Here is a 16,187-nt window from a genome sequence, read left to right on the forward strand (position 1 = left end):
CCGTGGTGGACTCCGAGCGCCTCGAGAGCATCCTGCTCGGCGGCAAGCGCCGCTACACGCGGCTCGAGGTGGCCGAGAAGGCGGGTGTGCCCATCGAACGGGCCACCCGCCTGTGGCGGGCGCTGGGGTTCGCCACGGTCGGCGACGACGAGGTCGTCTTCACCGACGCCGACGTCGAGGCCGTCCGCACCACCGACCAGCTGATCTCCTCCGGCCTGCTCGACCAGGGCCTGGAGGCGCCGGTGGCGCGCACGCTGGGCCTGCACCTGTCCCGGCTGGCGGAGTGGCAGGTGCGGATGCTGTGGACGCTGATCACCGAGAACGAGCACCTCGGCCAGGACGACTCGCAGGTCGTGACGCTGGTCGAGCGCCTGCTGCCGGAGTTGCAGCGCGTGCAGGACTTCGTGTGGCGGCGGCACCTGGCGGCCTTCGCGGGCCGGGCGCTGGCGTCGCCGGAGGAGGACCTGGAGGCGCGGACGGAGGTCGTCGGGTTCGTCGACATGGTCGGCTACACGCGGCTGACCCGCCGCCTCGACGAGAGCGAGCTCAGTGCCGTGCTGGAGGGCTTCGAGCTGCTCGCGACCGAGGTGATCGCCGACCACCACGGCCGGGTGGTGAAGATGATCGGCGACGAGGTGCTGTTCGTCGCCGACGCGCCCGCCGACGCCGCTGAGATAGCGCTGACGCTGACCGAACGCACAGCGGCGGACGCCGAACTGCCGGAAGTCCGGGCGGGCCTGGCGGCGGGCCGGATCCTGAGCCGCTTCGGCGACGTGTACGGGGCGGTGGTGAACATGGCCGCACGCCTCACGTCGGTGGCGCGCCCCGGCACGGTGCTGATCGACCGCGAACTCGCGGGCGAGCTGGCGGAACTGCCGGGTTTCACGGTGCGATCCCGCCGCCCGGCGACGGTCCGCGGCTACGCGCGGCTGCACCCGTACGTGCTCAGGCGGGATTAGCAGGCCGAGCGGAAATCGATGCGACCACCGGTGCCCCGGCGGCCGCATCGATCGTCAAGGCTCAGTTCGCGGGCAGGACCGCGTACTGGCGCACGTACAGGTCGGTGTAGGTGACCGGCCCGCGGGGGCCCGGCACCTTGTCCAGGTTGATGCCGGTCTCGGGCACGGCCAGCAGCTTGAAGCCGTCCAGCAGGCGGGTGGGCGCGTTCCAGAACACGCCGGTGCCGGTGTAGCCGTCGAGGAAGGCCGAGGCGGTTCCGGCGTCCTCGGTGGCGATGCCCGCCGCCAGGCCGGAAGTCTGCTCGTTGGCGATCGACACCGCCTCGGTCACGTCGGCGACCTGCGCGACGGTCACCGTGGCCTCGTGGTCGGAGTCGAGCGCCCACTCGTAACCGATGGCGTGCTCGTGCGGCGGCAGCGAGGGCGTCACCTTCCGCTCGGCCAGCGCCTCGGAGATGACCGGCCACAGCTGGTCGTGCACCGCGGAGTGGATGAGCAGCAGGTTGAGGCGGTTGCAGACGCCCAGCCGGTCGAGGCTGTTGAACACCAGGTCGCGAACCTTGCCTGCGTCGGCAGCCTCGTCGATGTACAGCACGCCACCGCCGTCGGCGTGGGCGAGCGTGCGCACGCCGTGCTGGGCGGCCTCGAGCGCGAGCGCGCGGGTGCTCTCGCCGCTGCCGCGCAGGATGACCAGCGGCACCAGGTCCGGGAACCGCACCAGGGCGGCCGCGGCCTCCCGTTCGACGCGCGGCACCAGCTGCACGACGGCGGGGTCGATGCCCGCGTCGGACAGCGCCGGGGCGATGACGACCTCCAGGAGCCGCTGGGCCGAGCCGAGCGCGGCCGAGCCGGTGCGCAGCACCCCGCCGTTGCGGGACTTGACGAGCTGCGACGCCACGTCGACCGTCACGTTGGGCCGGGCCTCGTAGTTCGCGCCGATCACCCCGACCGGACGGCGCCGCTCGACGAGCCGCAGGCCGTCGGAGAGCTCCTTCACCGGGATCTCGCGCTCCCCGTGGGGCGAGCCGGCCAGCAGGCGCAGCTGCTCGGCCATGCCGGTGAGCCGCTCCTCGGTGATCGTGAGGCGGTCGAGCAGTCCGGCGCTCATGCCTTCCTGCTGCGCCCGCGCCACGTCGGCCCGGTTGGCCTCCAGGACGCTTTCACGCGCGTCGAGGAGGCGGTTCGCCATGGCGGTCAGGGCCGCGTCGATGGCCTCGTCGGACGCGGTGGCCAACGACGGGGACGCCGCCTTGGCCGCCCGCGCGCACTCCTCAACAGCCTTCGCCACCTCGTCGGACACCGCTACCTCCACGCTGGGAACTGGGAGCCTCCAGTGTGCCGCACGGGCAGGTCAGGGCTGCAGCGCGGGTTCCAGCAGCCACGCGCCGCCGACGAAGAGACAAGTGACCGCGAGCACGCCGAGCATGAGCATCCACAGCGCCGCCGGCACACCGGTCAGCCGGGCGAGCTGGTCGGCGTCGGAGTCCCGCGCCGCGCCGCGCCGTCGCTTGATCTGCAGCTCGATGACCGGCCGCAGCCCGCCGAACAGCAGGAACCAGGTGATCAGGTAGATGAACCACGCCTGGACCTGCGGCCCGGCGACGAGCGCGACCACCGCCAGCCCGGCGGCCGTGAGCACCACGGACAGCACGCCGTACGCGTTGCGGACCATGACCAGCACGCCGAGCAGCAGCAACGCGGCGAGCGCGAGCAGCACCGTGATGCGTCCCGCGGCCAGCAGGCTCGCGAAGGCCAGGCCGAGGATCCCGGGGGCCGGGTAGCCCGCGAGCGCGGTCAGGACCATGCCCGGCCCCTCGGGCTTGCCCCGCGAGACCGTGACGCCCGAGGTGTCCGAGTGGAGCTTGATGCCCTGCAACCGGCGCCCGGCCAGCACCGCGATCAACGCGTGGCCCGCTTCGTGGACGATGGTGATCACGTTGCGGGCCATCCGCCAGGGCGCGCCGGACAACACCAGCAGGAGCGCCACACCACCGGTGACCAGCGGCACCGGGATGGACGGATCCGGCTGCGCCCCGAAGAGACCCGCCAGCACGTCGAGCTCTGCCGTCGCCTCGTTCACGCGCGAAGCTCACCACATGTGGAGTGCGCTCCCTGTTATCACCCCCATCGTGATCACAGCTCCTTCACTGGTAGTTGGGATGGGCGGGGCGGCGTGGTGCCGTTGTGGGGATGGCGCCGAAGCTGCCCCGCCGGGGGTTCCGCGGCTGAGCGAGACCGTCGGCTGAGCCGGCAACCGATGACACAGCCCGGCACCGCTGCGGCGCCCCAGCCGCGGGCAGGTGGCCTCCCGTTGGCGGAGTGGCCGGAGGGCTGCCGAGCGGGCACGGGGCCGGGCTGGGGCACCGGGCGACACCCGGCCGCTCAGCGGAGCGCCCGCGAGCGGGCACCGCACCCTGCGAGGTGCGGTGGTTTGGTTGCACCGCACGCGGGCGAGCGCCGGCACCGGGAGCCATCGATGTCGCCACCGCGCCGGTGCCCGGTGCCGGCACCGGGCACCGAGCGCAGCGGCAGCGGCACCGGGCACGGGCACCGGACACCGGACACCGGACACCGGACACCGGGCACCGGACACCGGGCACCGAAGGACGGCACCGAAGCACGGCAGCGCCAACGGCAGCGGCAGCGGCAACGCCGGCGGCAGCGCCAGCACCAGCGGCAGCGCCAACGCCAGCGGCAACGGCAGCGCCAACGCCAACGGCAGCGCCAACGCCGGCGGCAGCGCCAGCACCAGCGGCAGCGCCAACGCCAGCGGCAACGGCAACGGCAACGGCAACGGCAACGGCAACGGCAACGGCAAGGCTCAGTGACCCACCCAGACCGCCGGAAGCGGGCGCCCGCTGTCGGGCGGGGCTGGGTGAGGGCTGGCGCGGGGAGGGCGGCCGGGCTCAGGCGGCTTGCGTCGGCGCCTTCTTCGTCGTCGCCGCTGCTGTGGGTTTCGGGCGGCGGTCGCGGGCCACGCGGAACAGCAGGGCCGCCCAGCTGCGGTACGGGGCCCACGCGTCGGCGATCGACGTCAGTTCCGCAGGCGTTGCGGCGGGGCAGGTGTAGGCGTGGCGCATTTCCTCCAGCAGGTACCGCTCGTCGGCGGGGAAGACGTCCGGGTGCCCGGCACCGCGGATCAGGATCAGCTGCGCCGAGAACGCTCCGATGCCGGGCAAGGCCCGCAACGTCTCCAGGGCGTCGGCGGGGTCCGCGGCGCGCAGGGCGGCCGGGTCGAGGACGCCGGTCAGCGCGGCCTCGGCGACCACGCGCAGACGGTCCACTTTGATCTCCGGCAGCCACGGCGGCGCGGGCATCTGCAGCAACTCCGCCGGCGCCGGGAACGACCACAACGGACGCCCATCCACATCCAGCTGCCTGCCGTGCAGTTCGGCGATCCGTTGCTTGAACAGAGCCGCCTGCGTGAACCGGATCCGCTGCCCGATGATCGCCCAGCAGGCGGCCTCGTACGGCGACGTGAACAACACGGGACGCAACCCGGGATACCGCGCCTGTAACTCACCCACCACCGGATCACGCTCGCCGACCGCGGCGAAACCGGAGCCGTCCACGTCGAGCGACAGGATCCGCGCCACGTGCCGCGCGGCCTCGGCGACATCGGCTTCCCCCGCCACCACTGACACTTCGACCGATCCGGGCGCTCGTTGCCGCACCCGCACCCCGGTGTGCACCCACCCGCCCGGCAACGGGAAGGCGAACCGGAGCGTGCCCGGCTCCTCCGCCGCATCCGGTCGCGACGCGGGCGCGAACCCCTCCAGAAAACCGGCCGCCGCCGTGAGATCGAACGGCCCCGGCACGGCGATCTCGACGGTGCCCGCCACACTGCTCGTCATCGTTGCTCTCCTTCGGTTGGACGATGATGGGACGACGGTAGCGGGACCCACCGACAATTCCGGAAAAAGCAGTTGCCGGCCCCGCTACGGTGGAGCCATGGGTACCTTGTTGCAGTCCTGCGTGGCGTTCGCCCGCTTGCGGCGCGCCTAACGCAGCGGCTGCCTCGCACACCTCGGCTTTTCCAGCCACCACAACGCCAGTCGCTGCGTCATGAGCTCCTGCCCACTCTCATGACGTGGAGTACCCATGCCCTCGGCACCTCGTGCCGGGCGGTCCGCCGGCGTGCATTTCCTTGCCACACCGGCGATCGCCGCACAGCTCGTCCAGTCCTGCGCCATCGGCGGCGACGATCTCGTCCTGGAGATCGGCGCCGGCCAGGGCGCCCTCACCCGCCACCTCGCCGCCACCGGCGCACGTGTTCTCGCTGTCGAGCGAGATGAACACTTCGTGCGCCGCTTGACCACCCGATTCGGTGATCGGCCGAACGTTCGCGTCGTGCACGCCGACGTCCGCGACATTCCCTTGCCGCGACGGCGGTTCCACCTCGTGGCCAACATCCCGTACGCGCTGTCGACCACCATCCTCCGCCGCGTCCTCACCGGCCACACGACGCTCCACCGCGCGGCGCTGCTCGTCGAATGGGGCTTCGCCAAACGGGTCTGCGCCAGCGTGCCCAGCCGGCTCGAACAAGCGTGGTGGGCCGCCCGTTTCGACCTCGAACTGGTGTCCCGGGTCGGCGCGCGGCACTTCTCCCCGCCACCCCGCGTCGACTCCGCGCACCTGGCGATCCGCCGCAACGACTTCCCCCGATCGGCCGAACGAGCACTGTGGACGGTCCTGTCCACCGCCTACCGCCATCCCACCGCGCCGGCGCAGCTGCTGTTCGACCGGCGCGCCCTGCGCCACGTGGGAATCCAGCCGGCGGAGCCCGCGCGCACCGTCACGCCGCAGCGCTGGGCGCGCCTCGCCCGCCACCTGTCCCCCGGCCGCGCCTGGCCCGCCCTGCCGAAACGGATCCGCGACTGAGAACTCTCAGGAAATTCTTCTCAGGGGATTTCTGGGTTGCTCCACAGGATTCTCACAAGAACGGGGACGAACCTCATGGGCATGAACGAGAACGAGTTCCGGGCGAGCCAGGCCGGCGGAGTCCCGCCGACCTACAGCCACCCCTACTACCAGCAGCCGGTCGCGGCCGCGCCGGTGCTCACGCCCCCGCGGCCCAAGAAGAAGCGCGTCGCCGCGCTCGTCACCGCCAGCACCCTCGCCGCGGCGGTCATCGGCGGCGCCAGCGGAGCCGCCATCGTGGGCCTCGACAGCGGATCGCCGACCAGCTCGGCCGCCTCCGCCACCACGGTGTCCAGCACCACGAACACCGACGTCAGCGCCGTCGCCGCGAAGGTGCTGCCCAGCGTCGTGCAGGTCAACGTCACCACCCGCCAGGGCGAGGCGATCGGCTCCGGGGTCATCCTCAGCTCCGACGGCAAGATCCTCACCAACGCGCACGTCGTGTCCGACGCCGTGGGCGAGGTCACCATCACCCTCTCCGACGGCACCAAGTACCAGGCCAGCGTCGTCGGCGCCGACACCAAGGCCGACATCGCCGTCCTGCAAGCCGACGGGGCCAGCGGCCTCACCGCCGCCACCCTCGGCGACTCCAGCAAGGTGCAGGTCGGCGAAGAAGTCGTCGCCATCGGCTCCCCCGGCGGCCTGCAGAACACCGTCACCTCGGGCATCGTCAGCGCCCTCAACCGCGACCTCTCCGACATCTCCAGCGGCGAACCGGACACCCCCTTCGGGCAGACCGCCGACACCAGCAGCGACAGCCCCAGCTACACCGCCATCCAAACCGACGCGTCCATCAACCAGGGCAACTCCGGCGGCCCGCTCGTCGACATGAACGGCGAGGTCATCGGCATCAACTCCGCCCTCTACAGCCCCTCGTCGACCTCCGCCGGATCGGTCGGCATCGGCTTCGCCATCCCCATCAACGACGCCAAAACGATCATCCAGCAGATCGAGAACAACTGACACACCGGAACGGGCCGCGGTCGGGGCGGCCCGTTCCGCTGTGCCGGGCGGTCCCCGAGCGCGGCCCGCGTTAGGGTTTCCCGGTGACCGACCGTCTTGTCTGGATCGACTGCGAAATGACAGGGCTGGACCTCGCGAAGGACGCCCTGATCGAAATCGCCGCCCTGGTGACCGACGCCGACCTCAACATCCTCGGCGACGGCCTCGACATCGTCATCCACGCCGATGACGACACCCTCGCCGGCATGCCCGACGTCGTGCGCGAAATGCACGCCAAATCCGGGCTCACCGACGAGGTCCGCCGCTCCGTCACCACCCTCGAGGAAGCCGAACAACGCGTCCTCGACTACATCCGGGCCCACGTCCCCGAACCCAACAGCGCGCCGCTCGCAGGCAACTCGATCGCCACCGACCGCGGCTTCATCGCCCGCGACATGCCCGCCCTCGACGCCCACCTGCACTACCGCATGGTCGACGTGTCCTCGGTCAAGGAACTCGTCCGCCGCTGGTACCCGCGCGTCTACTACGCCAAGCCCGAGAAAGGCCTCGCCCACCGGGCCCTCGCCGACATCAAGGAATCCATCAGCGAACTCGACTACTACCGGCGCACCGCGTTCGTGCCCATGCCAGGGCCCAGCAGCGACGACGCCCGCGCCGCGGCCGCCGAAGTGCAGCGCAAACACAGCAACTGACCCCCCGCGAGGCCCCCGCGACGGGCACGCTACGATATCCCGGCTGGTGGCGATCGCAAGACGCCCCACGTGGTGGGTGTAGCTCAGCTGGTAGAGCACCTGGTTGTGGTCCAGGAAGTCGCGGGTTCAAGTCCCGTCACTCACCCCAATGGCCCCACCCTGCTCGGTCGCTTCGCGGCCTCGCCGGGTGGGGTTCGTCATTTCGTCCCGGGGCCGAGCCCCCGGGCCCCCACGGTGCGAGCTCCTCACCCTGGCGAGCGCTGGGCACGAAGGGCGGGGACCAGCGTGTGCCCCTACTCGGTCGCTGCGCGACCTCGTGGGGATTGGTGACCCTCCGCACCTTGTCTCGTTAGGTCGCCTTGCGTGGGGGGTGGGCCCAGCCCCGCTGTCGCTGGCTTGCGGGACTGGGGCCTGGGTTGGGCTGTCAGCTTGTTGTGGGGGTTGTCCAGGCTGACCAGGGGAGTTGCCAGACCGACCAGCCGTCCGTCGGCTCCAGGGGCTGGCCGCCGCTGTTGGAGACCGTGAACAGGTCGCCCTTCTTCGACAGGTCCATCAGCCACTTCGCGTTGTCGGTCGACAAGTTGATGCAGCCGTGGCTCACGTTCCGCCGCCCCTGCGAACCCACCGACCACGGCGCCGAGTGGTAGAAGATCCCGCTGTTCGACAAACGCACCGCGTACTGCACGAACGTCCGGTAACCACCAGGCGTGTCCGCGGGAACGCCGTACGTGCCCGAGTCCATCGTGTAGCCCACGTGCTCGCTCATCACCGTGTACGTCCCCACCGGCGTGGTGTTCCCCGGCTTGCCCATCGAGATCGGCATCGACCGCACCTCGGCGCCGTTCACCAACACCCTCGCCTGGTGCGAACCACCATCGGCGAGCACCTCCACCCGGTCGCCCACCGTGATCTTCGCCGCACGGTCCTCCAGCCCGTACGCCCCGCCGCCCAGCGACTTCCCGTAGATCGCGGCGTCCACCGAGATCTTCGTGCCCGGCACCCAGTAGTCCTTCGGCCGCCAGATCAGCTGGCTGTCACTCATCCAACGGAACGCGCCCTCGGTGACCGGCTCCGTCACCACCTTCACCGCCCGCTCCGCCGCCGCCCGGTCCGCCACCTTCGAGTTGAAGGTGAAGATCAACGGCATCCCGACCCCGACCGTCTCCCCGTCCTGCATGTTCAACGAGACGGAGATGGTCTTCCGCGGCTTCGCGACGGTGGTGAACGTCGAGGTCGACGTCACCTGCTTGCCGTCGGCGCCAACCGCCACGGCGGTCAACGTGTACTGCTTGCCGTAGCCGAGCCCGTCCGCGAACTCCCACGACGAACCATCCGCCGACAGCGCGCCGGGCACGGCCTCACCCTCGGGGTTGCGCAGCGTGACCTCGGTCAACCTGCCGTCGGCAACCTTCACCGAAACGGGTTCCCCCGGCGCGACGTCAGCGGCGCCCGACGAGGGCACGACCGCGAGCGACGCCGGACGGGCGGCTTCGGCCGACTGCGACGCAGGCGCCTCCTGCCCGCCACCACCCGGCTCCGTCGTGCAGCCGGCCAGCAGCCCAGCCGCCAGCACCAGGCAAGCCCATCTGCCCGCCACCACCGAACGCCGCATCATGCCCCCAATCAGGTGAAGATCGCCCGCTTCGTTCTCCTGCTCCCAGTCTGCCCGATCTTCGCGCCCACAGGGGCCAGACCTGCCAAAACGTGATTGGGGACCCTCCGTGAAGGGACCCTCGGAGGCGTGCTAATCTTTTCTTCGTCGCCAGGGAGACCAGGCGGCCGGAGCAAGCGCCATTAGCTCAACTGGCAGAGCAGCTGACTCTTAATCAGCGGGTTCGGGGTTCGAGTCCCTGATGGCGCACAGTCACCCCAGGTCCTAGGGCCTGGGGTTTTTGCTTTCTGATCTTGGTGCCGTTTTACTGCCGTTTTTGGCGACGTCCAGTACGCCGAGCACCACTGCCGGACGCCGGGACGGCAGGCTGCGGCCGACGTAGGTGTCTGTGGTTTGCGACACACGAGAGTGGCCGAGGAGGTCACTCGCTTCCCGCGCCGGAAGCGCGTCAGTGACCAGCGTCGCCACCGTCCGGCGGAACGTGCGAGGCGTGAACCAGTCGCCGATGCCGTGACGCTTACGGAATGCCCGCCAGTCACGTCGGAGGTTGCTGGCCTCGCGAAGCCCGCCGAGCGTGTTGGGGAAGACCCAGCCGGTCAGTTCTTCGGGCCTGATGCCCTGCGTAGCCGCCACCCGAGCACGTCGATCGAGCAACATTTCCACGAGCCAGTCGGCCAGCGGACGCTACGAAGCGCGTTGGCGCTCTTGCCCTCGTTGATCTTGGCGTCGTCCGCCTTCGTGCGGACCATGTTGCCCTCGACCCAAGCGACCTTCTTGCCGAAGCCGATGTTCTCCCAGCGGACGACGATCCCTTCCCCGGTCCGCTCCCCAGTCCCGCCGTAGAACCGCATGATGTCGGGCAGGTCCTGCCGCTGCGCGATCTCGTCCGCGTCCGCCTTGGCGAAGATGTCCAGGACTTCATCAGCCGTGAGCGCCCTCGCCGCCTTCTTGCGCTTCCGATTCTCGACCGGCCGCGCGTCACGAACCGGGTTTACTTTGAGTGCTTCGTGCCGGAAGGCCAGACCGCACACGCCGGACAGGATCGCTCGGACAGTTCGCGCTGTACTGGCCGAGTACTCCTTGTTGATCGTCTGGACGATTGAGTCGGCACGCCCTACCGTGAGTTCGGAGATCGACAGACCCTCGATTCGCGGCCTCACCGGGGTGCGCCAGCGCTGCTCGTAGGTGTCGAGAGACGTCCCGCTCCGATTGCCCAGATCAACTTGCTCCCGGAACTCCTCCAGCCCCTTCTCCCCCACCATCACGGCTTTGGTGTCGGGCTTGATCTGTCCGGATCCGGTCTCACGATCAAGGAGCCGTCTCTGAGCTTGTTCTCCGCATGTCTCGCCGTGCGATCCGTTACCGCTCCGAGCCTTCGCGGCTGCGGTGTTCGCCGCGCCGGAATGCTTTTCAGACGGCCCTTAGTGCCGTGAGCGTCGTGGAGTAGCAGCGACGTGCCCGGCTTCCTCGGTGGCCCTCGTCGGCTCCTGCCACAACATCTGGTTCGAGTGCCACGAGTGCTTCTTCATCAACGCTGGGCCGCTCGCGGCGGGCGGAGGAGACGACCTAGACGGGCCAGGTCACCGGAAGCGCTTTCACACCGCGGATGACGCCGTAGGTTCGTTCGGGCTGGAAGCCCTCCGGGAGCGTGAACTCCGGGATCGCGGCGAGGAACTCCTCGCAGATGACCCGCAGTTCGACCCTCGCGACATGCAGGCCGAGGCAGCGGTGGGCGCCGGCGCCCCAGCCGAGGTGCGGGCGGCGCGGGCGGCCCAGCCGGAACTCGTCGCCGTCCGGGAAGTGCTCCTCGTCGCGGTTGCCCGAACCCCAGGTCAGCAGCATCCGGTCGCCGGGGCGCAGCGGGACGCCCGCCAGCTCCGTTTCCCGCACCACCGTGCGGCCGGTCGCGGCGACAGCCGACTCGTGCCGCACGCTCTCCTCCACCAGCTGCGGGATCAGCCCCGGCTCGGCGGCGACCCGCCGGCGCAGCGCGGGGTCCTGCGCGAGTTCGAGCAGGATGCTGGCCAGCTGGTCCGTCGTCGTCAGGTTGCCTGCCGCGATGAGCAGGAACGCAAACTTCAGCAGCTCGTGGTCGCTCGCGAGCCTGCCGTTGATCTCGCTGTTGACCACCGACGTGAGCACGTCCGATCCGGTCTTGCCGCGGCGGGACCGGATGTGCGCCAGCAGGAACTCGGTGTACTCGCGGCCGATCGCCTCCGCGGCCGCCGCGCTGTCGGCCGCCGCCAGGCCGTGCACGAGCGCGGCAAGCGTCGGCCGCTGTTCCTCCGGCAGTCCCAGCAGGGACGCGATCACCAGCGGCGGGATCTTCGCGCACAGGTCCGGCACCAGGTCCGCCTGCCCACGCGGCGCCAGCCCGGCCACGACTTCCCGCGCCACGCGCCGGATGTAGTCCTCGTGCGCGGCCGCGGCGGGCGGGGTGAAGAACGGCTGCAGGTGGCGGCGCCAGCCCGCGTGCTCCTCCAGGTCCTGCTCGAACAGCGGCGCGATCACCCCGCCGGTCTCCGGCGCCACGACCACGGCGCCGACCTCCGCCGCGGAGGAGAAGGTTTCGCCGTGCCGGGCCACGTGCCGCAGGTCGTCGAACCTCGTCACGACGTACATCCCGCCGTGCGCCTCGCTGTGCGCCACCGGGCACGTCTTCCGGAACGCTGCCAGCGTCTCGTGGATCGTCGCGGCCTGGGCCGGGTCGAGGTGGTCGAAGGTCCGGGCTCGGTCCCGCACCGGGTCGGCGGTCGCCGGATCACTGGACTGGCTCACGTCGCTCAACAATCCACACTCGCCCAGCTCGGGGCAAGGAAAAGCCTCCATCCGGACTAGTGTGATCCACTGCCGCGCACGCAGCGTCACCGGGAGCGGAAAACCGGTTTGTGCCAGGGCGCGGCGCTCGTATGCTGATCTCCGCACGCCGGCCACTTCGGACAGGCCCGGTGCGCAGGCGAGGGCTACTTCTGGTCCACAGGTTCGACTCCTGCCCTCCCCTCGGGAGGTGAAGACCTTCACCGACTCCCTTCTCGGGCCTGTCCGAGGTCGCCGGCTCTCCCCTTCCCCTTGCGAGGCCGGCATGTCCAAGTTCAACCTGCTCCGCCGAAGACCGGCGGCCCGATCCCCGATCGTCACGGTCGCGGTGCCCGGACTCGTCAACCACCAGGGTGGCGCCGGTCACATCCGCGACGCCAAGTCCGAGCTGTTCCTGCTCGCGGTCGCGAACATGGTCGGCGAGGACACCTTCTACGAGGCCGCGGACGACCGCGACAGCCGGTACGCCGGCCTGGTCCGCCGCGTCGCCCTGGACGATCCACAGTGGACAGCACGGTTCCTGCGCTGGCTGCGCACCGAGGCGAACATGCGCTCCGCGTCGCTCGTCGGCGCGGCCGAGTTCGTCAAGGCACGCCTGGACAACCGCGTGGACGACGGTCCGTCGAACCGCGCCGTGGTGACGAGCGTCCTGCAGCGCGCGGACGAGCCGGGTGAGCTCATCGCGTACTGGTTCGCGCGGTACGGCCGCCGCCTGCCCAAGCCGGTCAAGCGCGGGATCGCCGACGCGGTGCGCGCGCTGTACGACGAGCGGTCCTTCCTGAAGTGGGACAGCGGCAACCGCGGCGTGCGGTTCGCCGACGTGCTGCGGCTGGTGCACCCGGCGCCGCGGGACGCCGTGCAGGACGCGCTCTTCGAGCACATCCTGCGCGACGGTTCGCCGCCGCCGGAGCTGACCGTGCTGACCCGGCGGCGGGCGCTCATGGCGCGACCGGCCGACCAGCGCCGGGCGGCACTGGACCCGGCGGAGCTGCGCGCGGCGGGCATGACGTGGGAGGCGCTGGCCGGGTGGCTGCAGGGGCCGCTGGACGCCGAGGCTTGGCAGGCCGTCATCCCGGGCATGGGGTACATGGCGCTCCTGCGCAACCTCCGGAATTTCGACCAGGCCGGCATCCCGGACGAGGTGGCCGACCGGGTGGCGGCGCGGCTCGCCGATCCGGACCAGGTGGCGCGGTCGCGGCAGTTCCCGTTCCGGTTCCTGTCCGCCTACCGCTCCGCGCGGTCGCGGTGGCACGCGGCTCTGGAGCGTGCCCTGGACGCGTCACTGGCCAACGTGCCCGCCCTGCCTGGGCGGACGCTGATCCTGATCGACCGGTCCGCCTCCATGTGGACGCGGGACCGGCGCTCGTCCGTCACGTTCGCCGACCAGGCGGCCGTCTTCGGGTGCGCGCTGGCGGTGCGGGCGGAGAAGTCGACGGTCGTGGTGTTCGGCTGGGACAGCCGCGAGGTCGAGGTTCCGCGTGACGGCGCACTGCTGCCGTTCGTGGAAAGCCTCGACATGTACTCGGCCACGAACACCGCGGCGGCGGTGCGCAGGCACTACCGCCGGCACGACCGGGTCGTCCTCCTGACCGACGAGCAGTCCGCGACGGCGGACGCGTCGGCCGGGTTGCCGCGCCGGGTTCCGCTGTACGTGTGGAACGTCGCCGGGTACCGCTACGGCGGCACGCCGTCCGGGCTGGGCAACCGGCACACGTTCGGCGGGCTGACCGACGCGGCGTTCCGGATGATCCCGCTGCTGGAAGCCGGCCGCGTCGCGCGCTGGCCGTTCTGACCCGGGGCCGCCGTCAGTCGGCGGCCCCGGGCGCCCAGCGCTGCCCCATCCGCCCGGCGCGCCACACCACGAGCGCGACCAGCCAGGTGACCGCGAACAGGCCGACCAGCAGGTACCCGACGTCGGCCAGGTCCATGCTCGCCGCCCAGGCCAGCGGTCCGCTCGTCACGTTCAGCCGCTCCGCGAGCAGGCCGAGCAGTTCGATACCGCCGATGACCAGGGCGACCGCGACCGACAACGCGGTGACCGTGAGGTTGTAGAACACCTTCCGCACCGGCGTGACCAGCGCCCAGCCGTAGGCGAAGTTCATGAACACCCCGTCCGCGGTGTCCAGCAGGCTCATCCCGGCCGCGAACAGCACCGGCAGCGTCAGCAGCGCGTACCAGGGCAGGTCGAAGGCCGCCGCGCCACCGGCGAGGACCAGCAGCGACACCTCGGTCGCGGTGTCGAACCCGAGCCCGAACAGCAGGCCGAGCGGGTACATGTGCCACGGCTTGCGCACCGACCGCGCGACCCGGCCCAGGATCCGGTTCAGGAAACCGCGCTCGTCCAGCCGCCGCTCCAGTTCGGCCTCGTCGTAGTCGCCGGCGCGCATCCGCCGGAACACCGCGGCGATGTGCCGCAGCGCCACCAGGTTCAGCACCCCGATCAGCAGCAGGAACCCGCCGGACACGAGCGTGCCGATCAGGCCGGTCACGGCGTGCAGGGTGGAGCCGTCCGAAGTGACCTGCCCGGCCAGCGCCCGCACCCCGAGCCCGAGCAGCAGGCACAGCCCGAACACCACGCTGGAATGCCCGAGCGAGAACCAGAACCCGACCGACAGCGGGCGCCTGCCGTCCATCATCAGCTTGCGGGTGGTGTTGTCGATGGCGGCGATGTGGTCGGCGTCGAACGCGTGCCGCATGCCCAGGGTGTACGCCGTGACGCCGAGGCCGACGCCGAACACCCCCGCCTGCCCGATCGCGTAGTGGCCGGGCACCACCAGCAGCACCAGTGTGCCCCAGCCGATCACGTGCAACAGGGCCACCGTCACGGCCATCCCGGTGATGCTGCGCCTGCCCTGCCGGTCGAGGACCGCCATGTCCCGCTCCCTCCGCCGCACCGGCCTCGTCGCCGGTACCAGCACCGTCGCAGCCGGGCGCCGGCGGCGGCACTGCCCGATCGGAGGGGACGGCGCCGGTCAAGGGGTGAGAACCTGTCCGATCGGACAGGTGCGGGCAGCCACCCGGACAGTGTGTCGGCCGTCACCTCAGGGGGTAGCGTCGAGGCGGTCGAAGGACGAGGAGCACCCCATGCCACGACTGTCCGACCTGCCGAAACTGCCCGGCGCCGTGGCCGGCGCTGTTCTCGCGGACAGCCCCCGTCACGTACCGTGGGAGCGGTCGCCGCGCCGCCGCGGGGACCGTGAGCCGCGGGAGGTCGCCGTGACGGGCAGGGTCCTCGACAAGTCCGAGCGCCTCACCGGACCGTGCGTCGCACGGACCCGGTCCGAGCCCGCCGAGCTGGCCAAGTTCCACGTGCCGGAAGTCGTGTTCGGCCCGGGTTCGCTCGCCGAACTCGGCCACGCCGCCCTGCGGGTGGGCGCGCGGCGCCCGTTCGTGGTCACCGACCCCGGCCTGATCGAGGCCGGCTGGGTCGACGAGGCGGAGAGCCACCTGCGGCTGGCCGGGCTGCGGCCGGTGGTGTTCTCCGGTGTCACCCCGAACCCCAAGGACCACGAGATCGAGGCCGCCTACCAGCAGTACGCCTCGGTCGGCGCGGACGTGATCATCGCGGTCGGCGGCGGGTCGTGCATCGACGCCGCCAAAGGCGTGGCGATCCTGTCCGGCAACGGCGGCACGATCCTCGGCTATGCCGGCGTCGACAAGGTGGTGCAGCCCATCCCGCCGCTGGTCATGGCGCCGTCCACGTCCGGCACCGGCGCCGACGTGTCGCAGTTCGCGGTCATCACCGACACCACGCAGCACACCAAGATCACGATCATCAGCCGCACCCTGGTGCCGGACATCTCGATCGTCGACCCGCGCCTGCTCATCACGATGCCGGACGAGCTGAACGCGGCGACCGGGCTGGACGCGCTCACCCACGCGGTCGAGTCGTTCGTGTCCCGCGCGCACAACCCGCTGACCGATCAGCACGCGCTGCACGCCGCCACGCTCATCACCCGCAACCTGCTGCACACGATGGTCCACCCACGGGCGGCCGACCCGCGCATCGCGATGGCACAGGGCGCGCTGGAGGCCGGGATGGCGTTCACCAACGCGATCCTCGGCATCACCCACGCGATGAGCCACCAGGTCGGCGGCCTGCTGGACGCCCCGCACGGCGTGCTGAACGGCGTGCTGCTGCCGCACGCGATCCGCTTCAACGCCGCCACCGAGCCGGAGCGGTTCGTCCCGCTGGCCGCGGCGACCGGGATCGACGTGGCCGGC

The 16,187-nt window shown here is 71.1% G+C and carries 15 protein-coding genes and 2 tRNA genes; 9 read left to right on the top strand and 8 right to left on the bottom strand.

The features are described from left to right. The first annotated feature begins 2 nt into the window (after window positions 1-2). Window positions 3-959, top strand: coding sequence for an adenylate/guanylate cyclase domain-containing protein (locus L2C96_RS35165; protein WP_237339244.1), 957 nt, complete (start codon window positions 3-5; stop codon window positions 957-959). 61 nt (window positions 960-1,020) lie between these two features. Here the strand turns inward: L2C96_RS35165 and L2C96_RS35170 are convergent, their stop codons facing one another. Together L2C96_RS35170 and L2C96_RS35175 are read right to left on the bottom strand one after the other, a co-directional pair. Continuing rightward, complete coding sequence (locus L2C96_RS35170) at window positions 1,021-2,259, bottom strand: aldehyde dehydrogenase family protein (RefSeq protein WP_237339245.1); 1,239 nt, start codon at window positions 2,257-2,259, stop codon at window positions 1,021-1,023. A gap of 51 nt (window positions 2,260-2,310) precedes the next feature. Further along, window positions 2,311-3,039 (bottom strand): M50 family metallopeptidase, encoded by a 729-nt coding sequence (locus L2C96_RS35175; RefSeq protein WP_020420210.1) that lies wholly within the window; start codon window positions 3,037-3,039, stop codon window positions 2,311-2,313. A gap of 355 nt (window positions 3,040-3,394) precedes the next feature. On the opposite strand from L2C96_RS35175, the gene L2C96_RS35180 reads away from it, so the two are divergent. Further along, window positions 3,395-3,787: a hypothetical protein gene (locus tag L2C96_RS35180; RefSeq protein WP_237339246.1), complete on the top strand. Its 393-nt coding sequence runs from the start codon at window positions 3,395-3,397 to the stop codon at window positions 3,785-3,787. 78 nt (window positions 3,788-3,865) lie between these two features. Here L2C96_RS35180 and L2C96_RS35185 read toward each other — a convergent pair whose 3' ends face one another. Then, window positions 3,866-4,813 (bottom strand): DNA-3-methyladenine glycosylase family protein, encoded by a 948-nt coding sequence (locus tag L2C96_RS35185; protein WP_237339247.1) that lies wholly within the window; start codon window positions 4,811-4,813, stop codon window positions 3,866-3,868. Between the two features lie 247 nt (window positions 4,814-5,060). On the opposite strand from L2C96_RS35185, the gene L2C96_RS35190 reads away from it, so the two are divergent. From L2C96_RS35190 to L2C96_RS35205, 4 genes are all read left to right on the top strand, one after another. Beyond that, window positions 5,061-5,840 (top strand): ribosomal RNA small subunit methyltransferase A, encoded by a 780-nt coding sequence (locus L2C96_RS35190; protein WP_237339248.1) that lies wholly within the window; start codon window positions 5,061-5,063, stop codon window positions 5,838-5,840. Between the two features lie 81 nt (window positions 5,841-5,921). Beyond that, window positions 5,922-6,842 carry a S1C family serine protease gene (locus L2C96_RS35195; protein ID WP_372491300.1) on the top strand — a complete coding sequence of 307 codons (921 nt, stop codon included), beginning with the start codon at window positions 5,922-5,924 and terminating at the stop codon, window positions 6,840-6,842. A gap of 83 nt (window positions 6,843-6,925) precedes the next feature. Continuing rightward, window positions 6,926-7,534 carry an oligoribonuclease gene (gene orn, locus L2C96_RS35200; protein ID WP_084506149.1) on the top strand — a complete coding sequence of 203 codons (609 nt, stop codon included), beginning with the start codon at window positions 6,926-6,928 and terminating at the stop codon, window positions 7,532-7,534. Window positions 7,535-7,606: 72 nt separating this feature from the next. Beyond that, window positions 7,607-7,682: transfer RNA gene (locus L2C96_RS35205), tRNA-His, on the top strand. Between the two features lie 276 nt (window positions 7,683-7,958). Here the strand turns inward: L2C96_RS35205 and L2C96_RS35210 are convergent. After that, complete coding sequence (locus L2C96_RS35210) at window positions 7,959-9,149, bottom strand: L,D-transpeptidase (RefSeq protein WP_237339250.1); 1,191 nt, start codon at window positions 9,147-9,149, stop codon at window positions 7,959-7,961. A gap of 173 nt (window positions 9,150-9,322) precedes the next feature. Here L2C96_RS35210 and L2C96_RS35215 point away from each other — a divergent pair. Then, window positions 9,323-9,395, top strand: a tRNA-Lys gene (locus tag L2C96_RS35215). A 15-nt stretch (window positions 9,396-9,410) separates the two neighbouring features. On the opposite strand, the gene L2C96_RS35220 is transcribed toward L2C96_RS35215, so the two are convergent. The 3 genes from L2C96_RS35220 to L2C96_RS35230 all read right to left on the bottom strand — a co-directional run bounded on the left by L2C96_RS35220 (window position 9,411) and on the right by L2C96_RS35230 (window position 11,924). Next, window positions 9,411-9,779, bottom strand: a complete 369-nt coding sequence (locus tag L2C96_RS35220) for a tyrosine-type recombinase/integrase (RefSeq protein WP_237339251.1) — start codon at window positions 9,777-9,779, stop codon at window positions 9,411-9,413. Then, window positions 9,743-10,408 carry a hypothetical protein gene (locus L2C96_RS35225; RefSeq protein WP_237339252.1) on the bottom strand — a complete coding sequence of 222 codons (666 nt, stop codon included), beginning with the start codon at window positions 10,406-10,408 and terminating at the stop codon, window positions 9,743-9,745. The genes L2C96_RS35220 and L2C96_RS35225 overlap by 37 nt, the downstream gene beginning before the upstream one ends. Before the next feature lie 304 nt (window positions 10,409-10,712). Next, complete coding sequence (locus tag L2C96_RS35230; protein WP_237339258.1) at window positions 10,713-11,924, bottom strand: cytochrome P450; 1,212 nt, start codon at window positions 11,922-11,924, stop codon at window positions 10,713-10,715. Window positions 11,925-12,228: 304 nt separating this feature from the next. Here L2C96_RS35230 and L2C96_RS35235 point away from each other — a divergent pair, with 304 nt between their 5' ends. Beyond that, window positions 12,229-13,755, top strand: coding sequence for a TROVE domain-containing protein (locus L2C96_RS35235; RefSeq protein WP_237339253.1), 1,527 nt, complete (start codon window positions 12,229-12,231; stop codon window positions 13,753-13,755). A 13-nt stretch (window positions 13,756-13,768) separates the two neighbouring features. Here the strand turns inward: L2C96_RS35235 and nicT are convergent, their stop codons facing one another. Beyond that, window positions 13,769-14,836, bottom strand: a complete 1,068-nt coding sequence (gene nicT, locus L2C96_RS35240) for a Nickel transporter NicT (RefSeq protein WP_237339254.1) — start codon at window positions 14,834-14,836, stop codon at window positions 13,769-13,771. 211 nt (window positions 14,837-15,047) lie between these two features. On the opposite strand from nicT, the gene L2C96_RS35245 reads away from it, so the two are divergent. Continuing rightward, on the top strand, window positions 15,048-16,187 hold a 1,140-nt coding region (locus L2C96_RS35245), incomplete at its 3' end, for an iron-containing alcohol dehydrogenase (RefSeq protein ID WP_237339255.1).

The organism is Amycolatopsis tucumanensis, from assembly GCF_021654135.1.
Classification (GTDB): Bacteria; Actinomycetota; Actinomycetes; order Mycobacteriales; family Pseudonocardiaceae; genus Amycolatopsis_E; species Amycolatopsis_E tucumanensis.